Annotated in this window: 20 protein-coding genes; 13 read left to right on the forward strand and 7 right to left on the reverse strand. The window is 56.6% G+C overall.

The annotated features are described in order from the left end of the window. Positions 1-7 precede the first annotated feature (7 nt). From FHC52_RS08890 to FHC52_RS08905, 4 genes are all read left to right on the forward strand, one after another. Positions 8-562: an RNA polymerase sigma factor gene (locus FHC52_RS08890; protein WP_220420032.1), complete on the forward strand. Its 555-nt coding sequence runs from the start codon at positions 8-10 to the stop codon at positions 560-562. Beyond that, positions 559-1,206: an anti-sigma factor domain-containing protein gene (locus FHC52_RS08895; protein WP_220420033.1), complete on the forward strand. Its 648-nt coding sequence runs from the start codon at positions 559-561 to the stop codon at positions 1,204-1,206. The genes FHC52_RS08890 and FHC52_RS08895 overlap by 4 nt, the downstream gene beginning before the upstream one ends. A gap of 274 nt (positions 1,207-1,480) precedes the next feature. Continuing rightward, positions 1,481-2,221, forward strand: coding sequence for an SDR family oxidoreductase (locus FHC52_RS08900; RefSeq protein ID WP_021242632.1), 741 nt, complete (start codon positions 1,481-1,483; stop codon positions 2,219-2,221). A 33-nt stretch (positions 2,222-2,254) separates the two neighbouring features. Beyond that, positions 2,255-3,949, forward strand: coding sequence for a thiamine pyrophosphate-binding protein (locus FHC52_RS08905; RefSeq protein ID WP_206805336.1), 1,695 nt, complete (start codon positions 2,255-2,257; stop codon positions 3,947-3,949). A 33-nt stretch (positions 3,950-3,982) separates the two neighbouring features. Here FHC52_RS08905 and FHC52_RS08910 read toward each other — a convergent pair whose 3' ends face one another. Further along, complete coding sequence (locus FHC52_RS08910; protein ID WP_220420034.1) at positions 3,983-4,681, reverse strand: GNAT family N-acetyltransferase; 699 nt, start codon at positions 4,679-4,681, stop codon at positions 3,983-3,985. 201 nt (positions 4,682-4,882) lie between these two features. On the opposite strand from FHC52_RS08910, the gene FHC52_RS08915 reads away from it, so the two are divergent. The 5 genes from FHC52_RS08915 (at position 4,883) to FHC52_RS08935 (ending at position 9,916) form a co-directional block, all read left to right on the forward strand. Further along, a complete protein-coding gene (locus FHC52_RS08915; RefSeq protein WP_220420035.1) occupies positions 4,883-6,451 on the forward strand; it encodes an ABC transporter substrate-binding protein in 1,569 nt (522 codons plus the stop codon). A 98-nt stretch (positions 6,452-6,549) separates the two neighbouring features. After that, positions 6,550-7,563, forward strand: a complete 1,014-nt coding sequence (locus FHC52_RS08920) for an ABC transporter permease (RefSeq protein ID WP_044597034.1) — start codon at positions 6,550-6,552, stop codon at positions 7,561-7,563. Further along, positions 7,563-8,396 (forward strand): ABC transporter permease, encoded by an 834-nt coding sequence (locus FHC52_RS08925; RefSeq protein WP_021242637.1) that lies wholly within the window; start codon positions 7,563-7,565, stop codon positions 8,394-8,396. Before FHC52_RS08920 ends, FHC52_RS08925 begins: the two co-directional genes overlap by 1 nt. Further along, positions 8,389-9,225, forward strand: coding sequence for an ABC transporter ATP-binding protein (locus FHC52_RS08930; RefSeq protein WP_045352641.1), 837 nt, complete (start codon positions 8,389-8,391; stop codon positions 9,223-9,225). Before FHC52_RS08925 ends, FHC52_RS08930 begins: the two co-directional genes overlap by 8 nt. Further along, positions 9,212-9,916, forward strand: a complete 705-nt coding sequence (locus FHC52_RS08935) for an ABC transporter ATP-binding protein (protein WP_070531367.1) — start codon at positions 9,212-9,214, stop codon at positions 9,914-9,916. The genes FHC52_RS08930 and FHC52_RS08935 overlap by 14 nt, the downstream gene beginning before the upstream one ends. Positions 9,917-10,023: 107 nt before the next feature. Here the strand turns inward: FHC52_RS08935 and FHC52_RS08940 are convergent, their stop codons facing one another. The 4 genes from FHC52_RS08940 to budA form a co-directional block, all read right to left on the reverse strand. Beyond that, positions 10,024-10,497, reverse strand: a complete 474-nt coding sequence (locus tag FHC52_RS08940; protein WP_008499407.1) for a cold-shock protein — start codon at positions 10,495-10,497, stop codon at positions 10,024-10,026. A 131-nt stretch (positions 10,498-10,628) separates the two neighbouring features. After that, positions 10,629-11,399 (reverse strand): (S)-acetoin forming diacetyl reductase, encoded by a 771-nt coding sequence (locus tag FHC52_RS08945; RefSeq protein ID WP_008499406.1) that lies wholly within the window; start codon positions 11,397-11,399, stop codon positions 10,629-10,631. Between the two features lie 20 nt (positions 11,400-11,419). Next, positions 11,420-13,099 carry an acetolactate synthase AlsS gene (gene alsS / locus FHC52_RS08950; RefSeq protein WP_021242638.1) on the reverse strand — a complete coding sequence of 560 codons (1,680 nt, stop codon included), beginning with the start codon at positions 13,097-13,099 and terminating at the stop codon, positions 11,420-11,422. Between the two features lie 13 nt (positions 13,100-13,112). Then, a complete protein-coding gene (gene budA, locus FHC52_RS08955; RefSeq protein WP_031275271.1) occupies positions 13,113-13,892 on the reverse strand; it encodes an acetolactate decarboxylase in 780 nt (259 codons plus the stop codon). Positions 13,893-13,997: 105 nt separating this feature from the next. Here budA and FHC52_RS08960 point away from each other — a divergent pair, with 105 nt between their 5' ends. The 4 genes from FHC52_RS08960 (at position 13,998) to FHC52_RS08975 (ending at position 17,079) form a co-directional block, all read left to right on the forward strand. Continuing rightward, the gene (locus FHC52_RS08960; RefSeq protein WP_220420036.1) at positions 13,998-14,879 is read left to right on the forward strand and encodes a LysR family transcriptional regulator; all 882 of its coding nucleotides are present in this window, start codon (positions 13,998-14,000) and stop codon (positions 14,877-14,879) included. Positions 14,880-15,108: 229 nt separating this feature from the next. Beyond that, positions 15,109-15,564, forward strand: a complete 456-nt coding sequence (locus tag FHC52_RS08965; RefSeq protein ID WP_126288558.1) for a hypothetical protein — start codon at positions 15,109-15,111, stop codon at positions 15,562-15,564. Between the two features lie 139 nt (positions 15,565-15,703). Then, the gene (locus FHC52_RS08970; RefSeq protein ID WP_023293086.1) at positions 15,704-16,294 is read left to right on the forward strand and encodes a hypothetical protein; all 591 of its coding nucleotides are present in this window, start codon (positions 15,704-15,706) and stop codon (positions 16,292-16,294) included. Positions 16,295-16,575: 281 nt separating this feature from the next. Next, positions 16,576-17,079, forward strand: a complete 504-nt coding sequence (locus tag FHC52_RS08975) for a DUF2569 family protein (protein ID WP_063417367.1) — start codon at positions 16,576-16,578, stop codon at positions 17,077-17,079. A 207-nt stretch (positions 17,080-17,286) separates the two neighbouring features. Here the strand turns inward: FHC52_RS08975 and FHC52_RS08980 are convergent, their stop codons facing one another. Both FHC52_RS08980 and FHC52_RS08985 read right to left on the reverse strand, forming a co-directional pair. After that, positions 17,287-17,817: a tetratricopeptide repeat protein gene (locus tag FHC52_RS08980; protein ID WP_052232718.1), complete on the reverse strand. Its 531-nt coding sequence runs from the start codon at positions 17,815-17,817 to the stop codon at positions 17,287-17,289. Positions 17,818-17,914: 97 nt separating this feature from the next. Further along, entirely contained in the window at positions 17,915-18,604 is a 690-nt protein-coding gene (locus tag FHC52_RS08985; protein WP_072049806.1) for a DUF2625 domain-containing protein, read from the reverse strand. Between the last annotated feature and the right edge of the window lie 661 nt (positions 18,605-19,265).

Raw genomic sequence — 19,265 nt, forward strand, 5'->3', positions numbered from 1 at the left:
AAAAAACATGGATAACGCGCTGGCTGAACAGCAGTTGAAATTAATGCAGGCGATCGCTAACGGCGATCGCCGCGCATTTGAACAACTTTACCGACTCACATCGCCTCACCTGTTTGCCGTTGCGCTGCGCATGCTGCGCGACCGCGCCTGGGCAGAAGAGATCCTGCACGACTGTTTTGTCACCGTCTGGAGTAAAGCCGAAAGCTATAACGCTACCCTGAGCTCCCCGATGACCTGGCTTACGCATATTGTTCGCAACCGCTGTATTGACTGGCTGCGCAGCGGGCAAACCCGGGCTGCAGCCCGTGAAGAGTCGTATTCGGAAGATATTCTGCTGAGCGAAAGCGATGAGCAGAATAACTGGCACGACGATGCGCAGGCAGAGCGGCTCAGGCATTGTCTCGAACATTTGAGCAGCGAGCAGCGCCAGAGCATTACGCTCGCCTACTATCAGGGAATGTCTCACAGCGACATTGCCGACTGGCTCCAGCAGCCTGTAGGCTCGGTGAAAAGCTGGATACGTCGGGCAATGGATCATCTTCGGGAGTGCGTGGGGCTATGAATGACGCAGAAAAACTCGATGACATGCTGGCAGCAGAGTATGCCCTCGGCACGCTGCGGGGAGGAGCACGGCTTCAGTTCCAGAAACGGATTGCCCATGAACCCGCTCTGGCCGCCCGCGTGGCGTACTGGCAGGACATGTTCAGCACGCTGGATAGTCATCTTGTGCCCGTCCCTCCACCCGAGACGGTGTGGAAAAGAATCGCCCTCGGCCTGCCGCCCAAAAAGCCTTTACGCAAAAGTCGGCCTTATGTCGGCTGGATGGCTGCGGCCTCCCTTGCCGCCCTGTCGGTCGTTGCCTGGTATGCCACTCGTACACCGGAACTCGTTCCGCTGATGGTCCTCAACGATGCCCAACAGCACGGGGAATGGGTCGTTAGCGCGGATGCCAGCCGCCAGCACCTGAGCATTGCCCCTCTTCGGCCGACGGCCGTCGCGGCGCAACACAGCCTCCAGCTTTGGCTGATCCCAGGCGGGCAGGCGCCGGTCTCCATGGGGCTGCTGCATAACGACATACCGACACGCGTCACCCTCAGGAACACAACCCTCCCTCCTGACGCCACGATAGCCATAAGCCTTGAACCAGCGGGCGGATCGCCCACTGGACTCCCCACAGGCCCGGTGCTTTACAGTGGCAAATTGTAATTCTCAGGCCCTGTTCGCAGGGCCGCTATCGTGACCCCATTTCATTTAAATACTATTCTCGGTTACCTATAAGAATTAAATATTAAGCCTGTAATTAATTTAATTATTAAAAAACGACATTGACAGACTCTTGCGTACTCCATTAACTTTTAAACGAACATCATTTTATTTCCGATACACAATATATCAAAAAACCGCATTAATGAATTTGTCATTATTCATTAATGCTTCTCTGCCTTTTATTTTTTGCATCACTCAATAGCGAGATAAGATCATGAATAATAGTGCAAACAAGGTTGTTGTCATTACCGGTGCCAGCAGCGGTATTGGTCAGGCGATTGCCCTCCATTTAGCGAATAACGCGTTTTCGCTGGTGCTGGTGGCGCGCCGTCTGGACAGAATTAATGCCCTGGTAGATCAGATTATTCAGCAAGGCGGCAAGGCGATAGCCGTGAAGGCCGATGTCACCCGTCAGGAAGAGGTTCAGCGCGCCATTGACGCTGCCGTTGCCGCCTACCAGCGCGTGGATGTGCTGATCAACAACGCGGGCTTTATGGCTATCGCCCCCTTGAGCGAGCTGAAAACCGACGAATGGGACAAGATGATTGACACCAATCTGAAAGGGGTGCTGTACGGCATCGCGGCCGCGTGGCCGGTGTTCCAGCGTCAGGGCAGCGGACATTTTATTAACGTTGCCTCCGTCGCGGGCATCAAGGTGCTGGCACCTGGCGGCGTGGTGTACAGCGCCACAAAATTCGCCGTCCGCGCGCTGAGTGAAGGCTTACGTCAGGAGGCGGGTAAAACTATCCGCACGACGCTTATTTCGCCCGGCGCCGTCGAAAGCGAACTGCAATTCGGCAGCTCTGACGAAGAGAGTAAAAAATTTCTCCATGAGTTTTATAAGCAGGCTATTCCGGCTGACGCAATTGCCCGCGCGGTTTTATTTGCCATAGAACAGCCTGGCGACGTTGATATTAATGAAATTGTTGTGCGTCCAACGCAGGAAGAATTTTAGCCTGGGTTAAATAATACTGAATGAGGTGTCAGTATGATTAAATCATTAACGTCCTTATCAGATCTCAATATGCGAACGGGTGCCGATATTCTTCTTGAAGTGCTGGAGAGTGAAGGCGTGGAATATATTTTTGGCAACCCCGGCACCACCGAACTTCCGCTCATTGATGCCCTGCTTCGCCATGAAAATATTCACTATATTCTGGCGCTTCAGGAGAGCACCGTGGTGGCGATTGCCGACGGCTATGCGAAAGCCTCCGGTAAAACGGGCTTTATCAATTTGCATACCGCCAGCGGCCTGGGGCACGGCATGGGGAATCTCATTAATTCGCGGATCATGAAAACCCCGCTGGTGGTGACCGTTGGACAGCAGGATACGCGACACTACGTCCGCGACCCGCTGCTGTATGATGATATTGTTTCCATCGGCTCTCCGGTCATGAAGTGGGCGCAGGAGGTCACCAGCGCCGACCAGCTTCCGGTGCTGGTACGCCGCGCGTTTCACGCTGCCAGCTATCCTCCTGGCGGCCCAGTGCTGCTCTCCCTGCCGATGAACGTGATGGAAGAGCTGAGCGATGCCGGGATACAGACGGCGTCGAGAGTGAACTACCACACCGTGGCGGGCTCGCTGGACGAGCTGGCGGAGGCGCTCAGCGAGATCGCGCCGGGCAGGATCATGATTGTGGCGGGCGATGAGGTGCACTCCAGCGGCTCGACGCAGGAGATTGTCGAGCTGGCGGAAGCGCTCAGCGCCCACGTCTACGGCTCCTCCTGGCCGCTGAATTTACCTTTTCCCACCCAGCACGCGCTCTGGCGGGGCAATATGCCCACCACCGCCAGCGAAATCGCCAGCATCATCAATGCCTACGATGCCGTATTCATCATCGGCGGCAGAAGCCTGATCACCATTTTGTACAGCGAGGGCGAGGCTATTCCGGCGACCTGCGCGGTGTACCAGCTCTCGGCGGATATGCACGAGCTTGGCCGCACCTATGCCACTCGCCTTTCGGTGATGGGGGATATCAAACTGTCCCTGCACGAACTGCTGCCAAAGCTTAAGCAGCGCCTGATCGCCAGCACGCTGGCCCACCAGCGGCTGCTGGTGGCGGCCCGCGACGAACGAGAGAAGGAGTGGCAGCAGCAGGAGGAACGTCTGGCCGTCGAGCGGCTACGCCCGGCCCTTTCGCCGATGGTCGCAGCCTGGGAAGTCATCCGATCCATTCCGGCGGGTACCACCATCGTGGATGAGGCGATAGCGACCGCCAGGCATGTCCGCCGGTTCATCTCTGACCAGCAGCACCAGCGCTACTACTTTATGCGCGGCGGCGGACTGGGCTGGGGGATGCCCGCAGCAGTAGGTCACTCGCTGGGGCTGGGCCGCGAGCCGGTAGTGTGTTTAGTTGGAGACGGAGCCTCCCTGTACTCGCCGCAGGCGCTCTGGACGGCGGCACACGAAAATCTGCCGGTCACCTTTATCGTCATGAATAACAGGGAGTACAACATCCTGAAAAACTTTATGAAGAGCCAGGCTGACTACAGCTCAACGCGGCTGGGGCGTTTTATCGGGATGGACCTGGTGAACCCGCATATCGATTTTCAGTCGCTGGCCACCGCCATGGGCGTCCACTGCTGCCGGGTGACCGAGGCTGCGGATATCGCCGAAGCGGTAACGCGCGGCCTGCAGTCAGGAAAAACCAACCTGATTGAAATCGCGATTTCCGCGGATTAACCGCGTGTTTACGCTGTACCCTACATAAAAAACTTATAACCGAAACGCCTCAAGCCGCTTTATCTGCCGCCCTTCCTCGTCAAAATTCTCTGCCACCAGCCAGGCGCGCAGCTCCGCGTCTCTTTGCGGCCATTCGCCGTCAATAATAGAAAGCATATCGCTGTCGCGGTTGCGCCCTTTGCGCACCAGCTTCTGGCGCAGGCGTCCTTCCCAGACAAACCCCAGCCGCTCCGCCGCCCTGCGCGACGCCACGTTCATGGAATCGCACTTCCACTCGAGGCGCCGGTAGCCGTGCTCAAACGCATTTTTCAGCAGCAGCCACACCGTTTCGGTGCCGATGCGGGAACCTTTCATTTTGCGCGACCAGGTGACGTGACCAATTTCCACCGACCCCAGCAGCCGCTCGTTGGCCATATAGCTCACCAGCCCCACCGCCCGTTCGTTGCGTAAGTCAATGACGGCAAACGGCACCAGCTCATCGTCCATGACCTTCGCCATGATCCAGTGCGCGGTGGCTTCCACGCTCGTGGGCTGCGTGCTGGCAAGCCACGTCCAGTCGCTGTCGTCACCCAGCGCGTAGGCCTCAAAGAGATCGGCCGCGTGGCGATCGGCGTCCAGCGGCTCCAGGCGACAATACTGGCCGAACAGCGGCGTGCGGGTTAACGCGCGCGCGCCTTTCCAGTCGGGAACGATATCGTTAACGGTTTGACCATGTTGATTGATTTCGGGCACGGCGGTGACTCCCTGAAAGGTAAGGCATTTGTTATAGCAGGTTAAAAAGCAGGCGAAAAGCCGCGTGTTTTAATAGCCCGAGCGCATGCGATATTCCCGGAAGGCATAAGTAAAGCTGAATTTCGACTTTGTGGAATGTCACAGTCGCCCTAACGTAGCGGAGCATAAAACAATCACAATATATTCTTCTCAGGGATCGCTATGACAAAAAAACTGTTGCCGTTACTGGTGCTGGCTGCGCTCTCAGGCGCCGCCCACGCCGCTACGCCGCCCAACACGCTGGTGGTTGCCCAGGGGCTTGATGACATCGTGAGCCTCGACCCGGCCGAAGCCAACGAGCTCTCCAGCATCCAGACCGTGCCGAGCCTGTACCAGCGTCTGGTGCAGCCGGACCGCGATAATCCGGAAAAAATCACGCCGGTTCTGGCAGAAAGCTGGGACGCGGACGCGGCAGCAAAAACCCTGACCATAAAGCTTAAACCCGATGCGACATTCGCCTCCGGCAACCCGCTGCGCCCGGAAGACGCGATCTTCTCTTATACCCGCGCCGTGACGCTGAACAAATCCCCGGCCTTTATCCTCAACGTGCTGGGCTGGGACGCGAGCAACATCGCCAGCCAGCTGAAAAAGGTGGACGATCATACCCTCCAGCTTCACTGGACGGCGGACGTCAGCCCGTCGGTGGCGCTGAATATCCTCTCCACGCCGATTGCCTCTATCGTCGATGAAAAAGAGGTCGCCGCGAACGTCAAGGATAACGACTTCGGTAACGCGTGGCTGAAAATGCACTCGGCGGGCAGCGGCGCGTTCAAAATGCGCGTCTATCAGCCGCATCAGGCCATCGTGCTGGAAGCCAACGATTCCGCCCCCGGCGGCGCGCCGAAGCTCAAAAGCATCATCATTAAGAACGTCCCCGACCCCGCTTCACGCCGCCTGCTGATCCAGCAGGGGGATGCGGACGTGGCGCGCGATTTGGGTGCAGACCAGATTAGCGCCCTGGACGGCAAGCCGGGCGTGAAGGTGCTGAGCATTCCGTCCGCCGAGCAGAATTACCTGGTGTTTAACACCGGCAACAGCGCCAATCCGCTGCTTAACAACCCGGCGTTCTGGGAAGCGTCGCGCTGGCTGGTCGACTATGACGGCATCACGAAGAACCTGCTGAAAGGCCAGTATTTTGTTCACCAGAGCTTCCTGCCGGTCGGCCTGCCGGGCGCGCTGGAAGACAATCCGTTTAAATTTGACCCGGCAAAAGCGAAAGCCATTCTTGCCAAAGCGGGCATTAAGGACGCGCACTTCACGCTGGACGTGGAGAACAAGCCGCCGTTTAACACTATTGCCCAGTCGATGCAGGCGAGCTTTGCGCAGGGTGGCGTGAAGGTGGATCTGCTGCCTGCCGCCGGGAGCCAGGTCTATGCCCGCGTGCGCGCTAAGCAGCATCAGGCGGCGATTCGTCTGTGGATCCCGGACTACTTCGACGCGCACTCCAACGCCAGCGCCTTCGCGTGGAACGACGGGAAGTCCAGCACCGTGGCCGGTCTGAACGGCTGGAAAATCCCGGAGCTGAACAAGGCCACGCTGGCGGCGGTAGCCGAGCCGGATCCGGCGAAACGTCTGGATCTGTACAAGAAAATGCAGGAGCAGCTGCAGCAAAGCTCGCCGTACGTGTTCGTCGATCAGGGCAAAACCCAGATCGTGGTGCGCGATAACGTGAAGGGGTATCAGCAGGGGCTGAACGCGGATATGGTCTGGTACGATCGCGTCACGAAGTAGCCCTTGTTGCCGGGTGGCGCTGCGCTTACCCGGCCTGTGTTCTCGGTTTTTGTAGGCCGGGTAAGGCGAAGCCGCCACCCGGCATGAAGAGATTTTCCATGCCACATCTTTCCACCCGCGTGCTTCAGGGTCTGCTGACCCTGCTGCTGACGCTCTTCGGGCTGCTGCTCGTCACCTTTGCGCTCTCGGCGTTTTCACCGGTCGATCGCGTGCTGCAGATCGTCGGCGATCACGCCAGCCAGTCCACGTACGATCAGGTTCGTCACCAGCTCGGGCTGGATCGACCGCTGCCCGTGCAGTTCTGGCACTATCTGCAGAGCCTCGCCCACGGTGATTTAGGCACCGCCAGCGCCACCGGGCAGCCGGTGCTGCAGGATCTGCTGCACGCCTTCCCCGCCACGCTGGAGCTGGCAACGCTGGCGCTAATTATCGGCACGATACTCGGCGTGATTGCGGGTGTGCTGTGCGCCCGCTACGCCGGTTCGCCACTGGACTTAGCGATCAGAACGCTCACCCTGCTCGGCAACTCGGTGCCGATTTTCTGGCTCGGCCTGCTTATGCTGGCCCTGTTCTACGCGAAGCTGCAGTGGAGCGCGGGCCCCGGCAGGCTTGACGACATCTGGCAGTTTACCGTCGAGCCGCGCACCGGCTTTGCGCTGATAGATACCTGGCTTTCCGGCGATCGCGAGGCATTCCGCAACGCCATCAGCCACCTGGTGCTGCCGGTGCTGCTGCTGGCGTACTACTCGCTGGCGAGCATTACCCGTCTGACCCGCTCCGCCTGCCTCAGCGAAATGAACAAGGAGTACATCCTGCTTGCCCGCGCCAAGGGCGCCGGGGAGATGACCATTCTGCTGCGCCACGTGCTGCCGAACATTCGCAGCACCCTGCTGACGGTGATCGCCCTGGCCTATACCAGCATGCTGGAAGGTGCGGTATTAACCGAAACCGTCTTCTCGTGGCCGGGCATCGGACGCTATCTCACCACCGCCCTGTTCGCCGGAGACACCACCGCGGTCATGGGCGGCACGCTGCTGATTGGCGTCTGCTTTGTGCTGATCAATAACCTTACCGACCTGCTTGTGCGGGCGACCGATCCCAGGGTGCGCTGATGCCGTTTTATCTCTTCTTACGCCGCCTGCGCCGCTCCCCTGCCGCCGTTTGCGGGCTGATTGCCCTCGCGCTGCTGGTGTTTATTGCCCTGTTCGCGCCCTGGCTGGCACCGGTTGATCCGAACTGGCAGGACGCCGCCGCGCGCCTGCAGGCACCGAACGACCAGCACTGGCTGGGCACCGACGGCTACGGGCGGGATCTGCTCTCGCGCCTGATTTACGGCACCCGTCCGGCGCTCGGGCTGGTGGCCTTAGTAACGGTCATTACCCTGCCCGCCGGGCTGCTGGTGGGGATCCTGTCCGGCTACTACGGCGGCTGGCTGGAGCGAGTCCTGATGCGCTTTACCGACGTGGTGATGTCGATGCCGCGCCTGATCCTCGCCTTCGCGTTTGTGGCGATGCTCGGCCCGGGGCTGGTCAACGGCGCGCTGGCGCTGGCCTTAACCACCTGGCCGGCCTACGCGCGTCAGGCCCGGAGCGAGATTCAGCGTCTGCGCCACAGCGATTATCTGGCCGCCGCGGAGATGATGGGGATCCGCGGCCCGCGCCTGCTGGTCGGCCATATTCTGCCCCTGTGCCTGCCGTCCGCGATTGTGCGGCTGGCGCTGGATCTGGCGGGGATTATTCTGGCCGCCGCCGGTCTCGGCTTCCTCGGCCTTGGCGCACGGCCGCCCATGGCCGAATGGGGGGCGATGATTGCCGACGGCATGCAGGTGATTTTCGACCAGTGGTGGATTGCCGCTATTCCGGGCGGAGCGATTCTGTTTGCCAGCCTGGCGTTTAACCTGCTGGGCGATGGCCTGCGCGATGTACTGGAGCCACAGCATGACTGAACACCGCGTCATCGTCGATGCGCTGAATATCGACTACCCCGCCGCACGCGTGGTCAACAACCTGAGCTTTACGCTTGGCAACGAGCGGCTGGCGCTGGTGGGGGAATCCGGCTCCGGCAAGTCCATGTCCGCCCGCGCCCTGATGGGTCTGGTGCGTAAACCCGGTATCGTAAGCGCCAACCGGCTCAACGTGCTTGGCAACGATCTGCTGACCCTGAACGCCCGTCGCTGGCAGGCGCTGCGCGGTAACGGCATTGCGATGGTCCTGCAGGACCCGCGCTACGCCCTTAACCCCGTCAAAAGCGTCGCCGCCCAGCTTGATGAGGCGCTCACGCTGCATCAGCGCCTGCCGCGCCCGGAGCGTGCGGCGCGTATTTACGACATCCTCCGCGCCGTCGGGCTGGGCGAGAACGTGCTGTCACGCTATCCCGGCGAACTTTCCGGAGGCATGGGCCAGCGGGTGATGATTGCGATGGCGCTGATCAACAACCCGCAGGTGCTGATTGCCGACGAACCGACCTCCGCGCTGGACGCCCGCCTGCGCAACCAGATCCTCGAGCTGCTGGTGCAGCAGTGCGAAGAACGCCAGATGGCGATGCTGCTCATCAGCCACGATCTGCCGCTGGTGGCGGAGCACTGCGACCGCGTGCTGGTGATGTATCAGGGCGAAAAGGTCGATGAGATGGCGGCAAGCCGGCTCCCGCAGGCGACGCATCCGTACACGCGCACCCTGTGGACATGTCGTCCAGACGCCCATACCTATGGGCAGATGCTGCCGACGCTCGACCGTTCGCAGCCGTGGAAGGAGGCCAGCGATGGCGATCGTTGAGGTTAACCAGGTGCAGGTCGCCTTCGGGGAAAAAACGGCGGTTTCGGCCGCCAGCTTTAGCATTGAGAAAGGCGAGACGTTCAGCCTGATCGGTGAATCCGGCTGCGGGAAATCGACCCTTCTGCGCGTGCTGGCGGGGCTGCAGCGCGAGTGGCGCGGCAGTATTGCGCTACTGGGAGAAGCGTTAACGCCAGGGCGACGCTTTGAAGGCGAGCTTCGCCGCAACGTGCAGATGGTGTTTCAGGATCCGTGGGCGTCGCTGCATCCCAACCACACGATTTCTCGCACGCTGTCGGAGCCGTTGAACATTCGCGGCGAGACGCAGGTCGCGGAGAAGGTGGCCAATGCGCTGCACGAAGTGGGGCTCTCCGCCGACGCGGGCAGGCGCTATCCGCACCAGCTTTCCGGCGGCCAGCGTCAGCGCGTTGCCATTGCCCGCGCGCTGCTGCTGCGCCCGCAGCTACTGCTGCTGGACGAGCCGACCTCGGCGCTGGATATGTCGGTGCAGGCGGAAATCCTGAACCTGCTTAACCGCCTGAAGGCCGAGCATGAGATGACGTATCTGCTGGTGAGCCACGACGCGGACGTGATTGCCCATATGTCCGACCGGGCGGCATTGATGGCGCACGGGAAGATCCAGAAGGTGTTTGACCGTGAGGCGATGTTACGGGGCGAGCACAGGATGGGTTAAGTGCGTGCGGCGGTGCCCGGTGGCGCTGCGCTTACCGGGCCTACGTTTCGTGCCGCGTTGATGGTTTTTCGTAGGCCGGGTAAGGCGTGCCGCCACCCGGCAAACAATTACTTCAGCAGCTTCACCGTGGCATCGATGTCGATCTCATCTTCGGTGAAGATCAGCGTCGTATTCTGGAAGGTGGTGATCGCCAGCTTCTTCACCGTGCGCATTTCGCCCGGCTTTTTATCGGATTTTGGCTTGATGCTGTTCATCAGCAGGCCCACCGACAGCACCGCGTTCTCTTTGTCGATTTTGGTATCAACGGGCTCTTCTTCGCTGAACACCACGAAGGATTTGATCGAGGTGAGCTTTACGCGCTCGCCTGCGATATAGAGATGTTTGCTTTCGGGGATCACCTTCACCGCATAGGCGGAAAGGCCTTTGTTGTTGGTGGTAGGCTCGAAGGTCACCGCGGCATCTTTCTTAATCAGATCGGGGTTCGCGACCTTAATCACATGAAAATAGCGGTTGTCGCCGTTTTCATCTTTGATAAATCCAAAGCCTTTATCTTTAAACCACGTTGTGATTGTACCGTTCATCGCTGTTACCGCCTGTCAGATCGTAATGACTAAAGTTTTGCAGCGCGCAGTGTAATGCACAATGACGGAGGAGACAAAAAAAAGCCCCTGCACGGGGGCAGGGGAAAACTCATGTCAGAGCTTATTAGAATTTAGTTGAACACCATCCCACCATCGATGAGCAGAGACTGGCCTGTCATGTAGTCAGAGTCCGGTCCTGCCAGGTATGAGACGCAGGCGGCGACATCTTCCGGCTCGGACAGGCGGCCAAGCGTAATGCGTTTGGCAAAAGTCTCGGTTCCGTAGCCGAGCGGTTTACCCGCCGCCTCAGAGACCTGACGGTCGATCTCCGCCCACATCGGCGTTTTCACGATGCCCGGGCAGTAGGCGTTAACGGTGATCCCCAGCGGAGCAAGATCCCGCGCGGCGGTCTGAGTTAGGCCGCGCACCGCGAATTTACTGGAACTGTAGACGGCCAGCTCCGGGTTACCGGTGTGGCCCGCCTGGGAACAAGCGTTGATGATTTTCCCGCCGTGCCCTTCTTTACGAAACGCGTCAATCGCGGCCTGAATGCCCCAGATCACCCCTTTCACGTTGATGTTGTAGACCTTGTCGACAATCTCCGGCGTGATGGATTCGATTGGCGTGGACGGCGCAACCCCGGCGTTGTTAACGATCACGTGGAAACCGCCCAGCGCGGTGCGGGCTTTCTCCACCGCCGCAAATACCTGCTCGCGGTCAGAAACGTCTACCTTCACGGCGACGGCGTTACCGCCGTTACGGATAATTTCATCGGCCACGGCTCTGGCCGTTTCCGCGTTATAGTCGGCGATGGCGACGGCAAAGCCATCCTTCACCAGGCGAAGCGCAATTGCTTTACCAATCCCCTGGCCTGAGCCTGTTACGAGAGCAACTTTTTGCATTTCTCTGTCCTTATGTTGAGTCACAAAATCTGGCTGAGATGGAGCTGGCCCATCAGCAGCGGGTTATCGCTGTAGTCGACGGGAATGGCCACCACGGCCGGGCCATCCACATCCATCGCCGCGCGCAGCGTGGGTTCGAGCGCGTCGGCGCTCTCCACGGCAAAGCCTTTCGCGCCAAAGGCGTCGGCATAGACTTTGAAATCGACCGGGCCGAACTCGACGCCGGAAAGACGCTGGTATTTTTTCTCTTCCTGAATGGCAACCATGTTGTAGCCGTTATCCACCCAGATGATGTGCAGCACGTTAGCGTTGAGGCGCACCGCGGTTTCCAGCTCCATGCTTGACTGCAGGAAGCCGCCGTCACCGGAGACCGACACCACCTTGCGGCCCGGGTTGACCAGCCACGCGCCAATGGCCCACGGCAGCGCGACGCCCATGGTCTGCTGGCCGTTGGAGATCATCACCTGACGCGCCCGGAAGCTGTAGAGGTAGCGGGCGATCCAGATGTGGAAGCTGCCCATATCCACGGTGAGCGTCACATCGTTATTCACGATGTCCTGCATGGCCCGCACGATGCGCAGCGGATGCAGGGCGAACTGGTTGAGCGAGGCGCCGCGGCGATCGAGCAGATCGCGCTGATGCTGGCGGTCGACCAGAATTTCGGAGGCCCGCTGGCTCAGCTCCAGCTTGTGATCGATACGGTTCGCGAGCTGATTCAGCGTTTCGGCGATGTCCCCCACCAGCTCCAGATCCGGCACGTAGTTACGCTCTTCATAGGCAGGCAGCACGTCGATGTGCACCAGCGTGGCGTCGCCGCTGTTCCACATGGACGGCTCGTACTCCACCGGGCTGTAGCCGATGCAGATAATCAGGTCCGCCAGATGGAGCAGCCTGTCGCCCGCCTGGTTATTGAACAGACCGACGCGTCCGGCGAAGCGGGTGAAGTGTTCCTGGTTCACCGCCCCGGCGGCCTGATAGGTGCTGGTGACCGGAATACGGCTTTTCTCCAGCAGCGTGCGCAGCGCCGCGCTGTTGGCGGGCTGGCTCGCCATCAGCCCCAGCAGGATGACCGGGTTTTTGGCCTTTTCGATAAGCTTCGCCACGTCATTGATAGCGGATTCCGGTGCGGGGCCCATCAGCGCGGGACCGCTGGCGGGTAAAATCGCCCCCGTAGCGGGCTGGTCGACAATATCCTGCGGCAGGCTGACGAACGCGCCCCCCGGCCTGCCGTGCTCGGCGGCGCGAAACGCATTCGATACCACCTCGGCAATCGCGTCCGGCGCACTCACCTCCACGGCGTATTTGGTGACCGGGCTGAACATGGCGACGGTGTCCATGCTCTGGTGCACCAGCTTGGCTTTATCCGCCCGCTTCACCGCCCCGCCCAGCGCCACCACCGGGTCGCCTTCGCTGTTGGCGGTAGCAATGCCGGTGATCAGGTTCGAGCAGCCCGGCCCGGAAGTGACCAGCGCCACCCCGGCCTTGCCGGTCAACCGCCCTACCGCCGCCGCCATAAACGCCGCGTTCGCCTCGTGGCGCACCGGGATGATCTCAATGGAGGAGTCCAGCAGAGAGTCAAAGACCTTGTCGATTTTCGCCCCCGGGATCCCGAACACCTGCTTCACGCCCTGCGCTTCCAGCTGGCCGACAACCAAATCGGCGCCGTGCGCCCACTGACGTGACTGTTTCTCACTGTTCACGGTAGTTCTCCTGTTAGTTTTCGACGGCACGGATAGCCGCATCCAGATTGCTGGGGTGAAGGTTGGCCTGTAAAAAGGCGCTGTCGGCGGGCAGGTCAATCATCAGCTTGTGAATTTCACCGAAGGTGAGCACGCCGCTCTCCAGCTGGTAGTCAAGCAGATGGCCCCCGCCCTGACGGTCGTCGGTGATGAAGTGTTCGTGGTAACCCGCCACGTTGATCCCCTGCATATGCTGCGGCGTGCGGAACCCGACCAGCACCCCTTCGCGCTGGTTAAAGCGGAACACCGGCTGGTCGTCCAGCACGTCGGTCATCGCGCGGTACGGCGGCGTCTGGCGCGGTACGGTGCGGGTGTGGGCATGGCGGAAGTTGCCGTCAATGCGCAGCGCGCAGAACAGGTTATCGGAGGGGATCTGCTGGTCGATGACGTCGTGGATCTGCTGACGGCTGACCGGCGCGTCGAAGGTTTTACGGTACTGCGGCTGGAACCAGGTCATCACCGCGAACGGCGTTTTCTGCTCCGGCTTCGCGGCCCGGGCGCTGCCGTCGGCGCGCAGCTGGTACACCTGGCTGCTGAAGGCAATCATTTCGCCGTCCAGCTCGTTGAAGGTGCCCAGACCAAAATCACCGTGTGCCAGCAGATCGGCGATGGTGGTCTCTCCTTCATACACGCCGCTTAGCAGGGCGCTCATTAGCGATGTCTGATAGATCACGCTGTCAGGATGCTGGGCGGAGAACCCGCGCAGGGTCTCGCACAAGCTAGCTTCACAGTCGCAGGCAGATGAATGCACCATCATGCTCGTCCTCTTCAACTTTATTTAGAAAGGTTAAATAAATGTTGACCCGATTCAGCAGAGAGTTCCAATATAGAAACCATGCTGGTTTGAGACGTTTTAGATATGGAACTTCGTTATCTGCGGTATTTTGTCGCGGTAGCACGCGAGCGACACTTCACCAGGGCGGCCGAAGCGCTGGGTATTTCGCAGCCTCCTCTGAGTCAGCAGATCAAACGGCTCGAAGAGGAAGTGGGCACGCCGCTGTTCAGGCGCCTGACGCGGGGCGTGGAGCTGACCGAAGCGGGAGAAGCCTTCTACGAGGACGCCTGCAAGATCCTGGCGCTGAGCGACGCCGCGCTGGAGAAAGCCCGCGGCATCGCGCGCGGGCTGAACGGTAACCTGTCGATTGGCATCACCAGATCCGATGCTTTTCATCCCAAAATTTTCGCACTGATTCGCCAGTTTCAGGTGCAGAACATGGCGGTGCAGGTTCACCAGGTGGAAGCCAATATGTCGTCGCTGACGACGATGCTGGCGGAGGGTGAACTGGATATCGCCTTCGTGCGCCTGCCGTGCGAGAGCAGCAAGGCGTTCGAGTTAACCATCCTCGACCGGGAGCCGATGGTGGTGGCGCTGCATCGCGACCATCCGCTGGCGGCGTGCGATTCGCTGGCGTTAGAGCAGCTTCGGGATACGCCGGTGGTGTTGTTCCCGCAGGAGGTCGCGCCCGGCCTGTACGACCGGGTTCACGGCTGCTGCGAGCGGGCCGGGATCGACGTGCAGCACGCGCTGCAGTCGTCACAGCTTTCATCCTCCCTGAGCATGGTTTCCGCCGGCGGCGGGTTTGCGCTGGTGCCGAAATCGATGGCGGCCATTTCTCCGCCGAATGTCACCTACCACGCGCTGAGCTCGCCGGAGCTTTACACCGATATCGCGCTCTGCTGGCGGCGCTTTGAACGCTCGCGGACGGTGAAGCGGTTTCTGGCGATGATGAGCGAGGGGTAGCGGCCGGTTTGGTTGGTGGTTTTTGTAGGCCGGGTAAGGCGTAGCCGCCACCCGGCAATGCCCTTCTGGAAGCCGCCTCGCAAACCTGCAAGCAACCTTATGTAATTCAGGGTTATCCCCTTTCCATCCTTTTTTCACCGCCGTAAAGTGCCTGCGTTGCGGCCCATCCGTAACCGGGCGTAGGAACCCGTTAGCATAACGTGACATTTTTACTTAAAGAGGATGCTAAATGGCTACTGTCCCTGAGTTTTCTTATGCGCTCTCTGAAGAATGCGCTGTTCACCACCTCATCGATCTTCAACTTTGCGATTCCGCAGATCTCTTCGAACTGGCTGACACCTGCGCCGGCTGCGTGAGCGTGCTGGTGGAAACTGACGATCCCGTGACATTTTCTATACTTTGCGAGCGCTTGCTGGCACTGCTTAAACGCCTGCGTGAACGCTGCGATACGGAACTGCCCCCACATCTGGTTGAACGACTCATCGCGGGGGAGAAGATCGTTTCCTGCGTGCCGGACTGCTGGCAGGAGACGGCGTTGCAGGTGGATTATGCTCTGGCGTTAACGCTGGCGGTGATGGGCGGGACACTGCCTGCAAGCGTGGCGAAAGAACTCACCGGGCTACTGCATGATATGGTCTGGCTGCTGGCGGAGTTTGTGAAGGAGCCGTATATCGCGACGCACTGAGGCGGGTGATGGAAGGCCGGAATTCTGCTGCTGCGGACGGGGGACGATTTCGGCCAGATACCCCTCTCTTTTCCTGGTAATTGCTTGCGGAACGCCATCTGATACTCTGGCTGCACTCAAGGGATGACAAGGAAGAGAAATGCTGAATCCTGGATTCGTAACCCGCAAAGCGCTTGCTCAGTGGCAGGATGTCCCCGCTTTTTTACCTCAGTTCCAGTTTCATGAAAAACACCGAACGGTCATTCATACTGCGCATCCCGAACATATTCTGCCGTTGATTGCCAACTTTGACGTCCGGCAAGATGTCGTCATTCGGCGGCTGATGTTTTTACGGCAATTACCGCAGAAATTTCTGCGTAATCAGCAGGCTAACTCCATCGGCAACTTTGGCCTGCACAGTTTTACCCTTTTGAAAAACTCAGCATCTGAGCTCTGCTATGGCTTGCGAGGACAGTTCTGGCGTTCAGATTTTGGTCTGGAAAAAGTACCGGATGTCAGCGCTTTTCAGACGTCAGTGACGCCGGGCAGCGCGACATTGTTGCTACGCTATCAGGTAACGGAATTGGCGCCAGGGCAGCATGAACTCAATACAGAAACGTTCGTCTATTGCCCGGACAGAAGCACCCGGCTCAGGATGGCGGCTTACTGGCTGATAATCCGGGCGGGCAGCGGCTGGATCCGCAGGAGAACGCTGAAAGCGGTTAGGTTGAATATCGAGAAGCTGGACTGAAGTGCAACAGATAACCTTATGGCGTTCAGCGTTAGCACTTCGCTTTAAATATCCGTTTCCGGACGAGAACTACCGGGAAGAAATGTTTGAGGAACCGTTATTAGCAAAGAGCGGTCCCTGGTAGGGATTTAGAATGAATATCTATGCTGCGGGAATCCCCCCTTAACACAAATTTACTCGAAAAAGTTACCTGCACAGCATACTTATTTATCAGTCAGTTGCGTTTGTAATAGACTTCGTTTAATCTATTGTGAATTATAAAATACTTCAAAGGTCCATATATGGAATGGGGATGCATAAAGTGTGGGGTCGAAATACCTCAGGACAGAGAGTTTTGCGACAGTTGTGAAGATAAAAGTTTCAGGAAAATTGGAGGTTTTCTTTTTTTACCCCTTATAGGATTAGTGGTTACTGCTGCTTCCTATCTTTTTGCAATGACAGATGCATTTAAATTTACGATAGAAAACTATTCGCATTTGAATGCAAATGCAAAAATCTTCTTCATGCTTTCCCTGGTTATTTATATAGGCGAATTTCTTTTTACAGTCACCGTTCTTTCATTTTTCCTAAAAAAGAAGAAATCGCTACCAAAGCTTTATATTTTGTTTTTAATATCAATCGTGACGACAATGTCATTTAATACCTACTTGCTTTACATATTAATTCCTGGCGCTGAAATTGGCTATAATGAACTTGTGCCAATTTTTAGAAACGTGATAACAGCTTTGATTTGGATTCCTTATTTCATAACATCTGTTCGCGTAAAAAGAACGTTTATCAGATAAAAGCACGTGTGGCTTCATCATTTGATGCCTGTGCATGCAGAGCTCTATTGTTCAACGTCCCGGCATCAAAACTGAGCGGAGGCTATCACCCTCCGCTCATGATAGGGAAAGGGTAGAAAAGCGGGCAAGGTCCGCTTTAAGCAAAGAAAAGACATACCTCAATAACTGAAACTATATCCATCCAGGCAAACTGCATGGGGAGGCTTATCACTCTGGTAAGTAAATATCAGTGTTTTTAATGCTTTCATACCACTCCATAGCTTTTGCATAATCTTGCGGCACTCCTTTCCCATAGTAATAAAGATTTCCAATATTTTTTTTAGCATTGGCATTACCGTTACTGGCCGCTTTAAGATACCACGTCATAGCCTGAGCATAATCTTGCGGTATACCCTCTGCTTTTTCATACATGACGCCAATGTTATTTTGAGCTTCAGCATGGTTTTGTTGTGCGGCTTTTAAATACCACTCCATCGCTTTTGAATAATCTTTTTTAACCCCTTGTCCAGAAACATAACAAAATGCCACATTATTTTGGGCTTGAGCATAATTTCGAAGAGCTGATTTCATGTAAAATTCAAAAGCTTTATGGTAATCCACCTCAACACCTAGCCCTTTCGCATACATAACTCCCATTTTATTTTGCAGTTCAGGACTTATATCACTTTGGTTGTTTTTCTTGACAGCGCAAGAAGTTAACATCAAAGTAATAAAAAGCATGCACGTTATTTTTTCCATTTCTCGTTCCGTTTCGGTTTAAATCAACTTACTCATTCAATAAAAATCATTTATATAAAAATTAGCTTATTCTCTAAACATTTATCACGTTGGTTAATCAAGGAGGAAGCAAATCGTCGCTCTGCATGTTGGTTAATTGATGTTGTAAATCCAGGCAAAGTGCCCAGTGCTTTTCAACAGGTATCGTAACTCGCGAACGCTTTTCTACAGACAACTGCTGTTCGGTCCAGAGAAAAGGATAGAAAGAATAAACGAGATTACAATTCATTAAAGCCATCTCTTCGCGCCAACCCGTCCAGCGTACATTTTTATAGAATAAATCCAAATCTCCGCAAAGTGCCCAATGCAGAAAACCTGAATAGTGGGTATCGAGGCTCTCCCATTCAAGAGTATCGGGAGCAAAGTAATATATCCCACCGAGATCTTTACCTAATTCTCCCCCGTTAAGTGCAAAAAAACCTCCAGATGCATCATCAGCAATTAATAATGCCTGAAATGTCTGACCAGCAGTTACCAATTGCGTCCATGAAGCCAGACTTCTTGACAGTCTGGTGTGACCTGAGCCTAAAATTCGTAACCAACCATTATCAATGAGTATTCCTCCCGTTTCATATGAAATTGCCCCAAGCGGAGAGAAAGTAGTTATCTGAAGCTGATGTAAATCAGCGCGAGCTTGCGCAAGGTTACAAGGTAAGACTTCATAGCTATTGCTTGCTTCTTGCAGCCATTGTTTCACTGAATGCCAGCCAGATCTCTTTTTATCAATTAATTCAGCTAGTTCCCTCATCCTTTTCCCTCATTCAAACTACGCTAGTTTACATTATTTATCGGACGCTAAACCGATAACATGAGCATGAAATCAGAGAATTTGGTCGGCAACGGCCGTTATGTTTGAAGAGCGGACACGATCACCAACTTCAGCTATTATGGTTTACGAAGTTTTATTTGAGGCGCTCTTTCCCCTTCAGGTAGAAGCTCGCAAGAAACATCAGTTTTTTTCTTATCGCATCATGCCTGATTGGACAGCAATTTCGATTAAAGGAGGAATCAATGTCACATTCATCATCAAAAAGAAAAGTCTTAGACATAGAAGCTCCTCTTGCGCATAGAGCATCACACGCACGGAGTTGCGCAAACCACGTAGCGAATAGATTGGGAATCACCCGCAGCGAGCTACTGATGAAGGTTGAGAGTGATACAGGCGCAAGTCTGATATCGCCACTCACAGAAGATGAGTTAATGAATGCGTTTTATTATATGGAAAACCTTTAAGAGAGACAGCTATGAGCGAAAAACGGTCCTTTAATCCATTCTGTATCAGATGCAGGACTAAGGAAGGTGCGAATAAGCGGGGAAATTCTTCTCGGCTGACTCAGTCATTTCATTTCTTCATGTTTGAGCCGATTTTTTCTCCCGTAAATGCCTTGAATCAGCCTATTTAGACCGTT

The organism is Enterobacter sp. EC_64 (genome assembly GCF_019584165.1).
Classification (GTDB): Bacteria; Pseudomonadota; Gammaproteobacteria; order Enterobacterales; family Enterobacteriaceae; genus Enterobacter; species Enterobacter roggenkampii.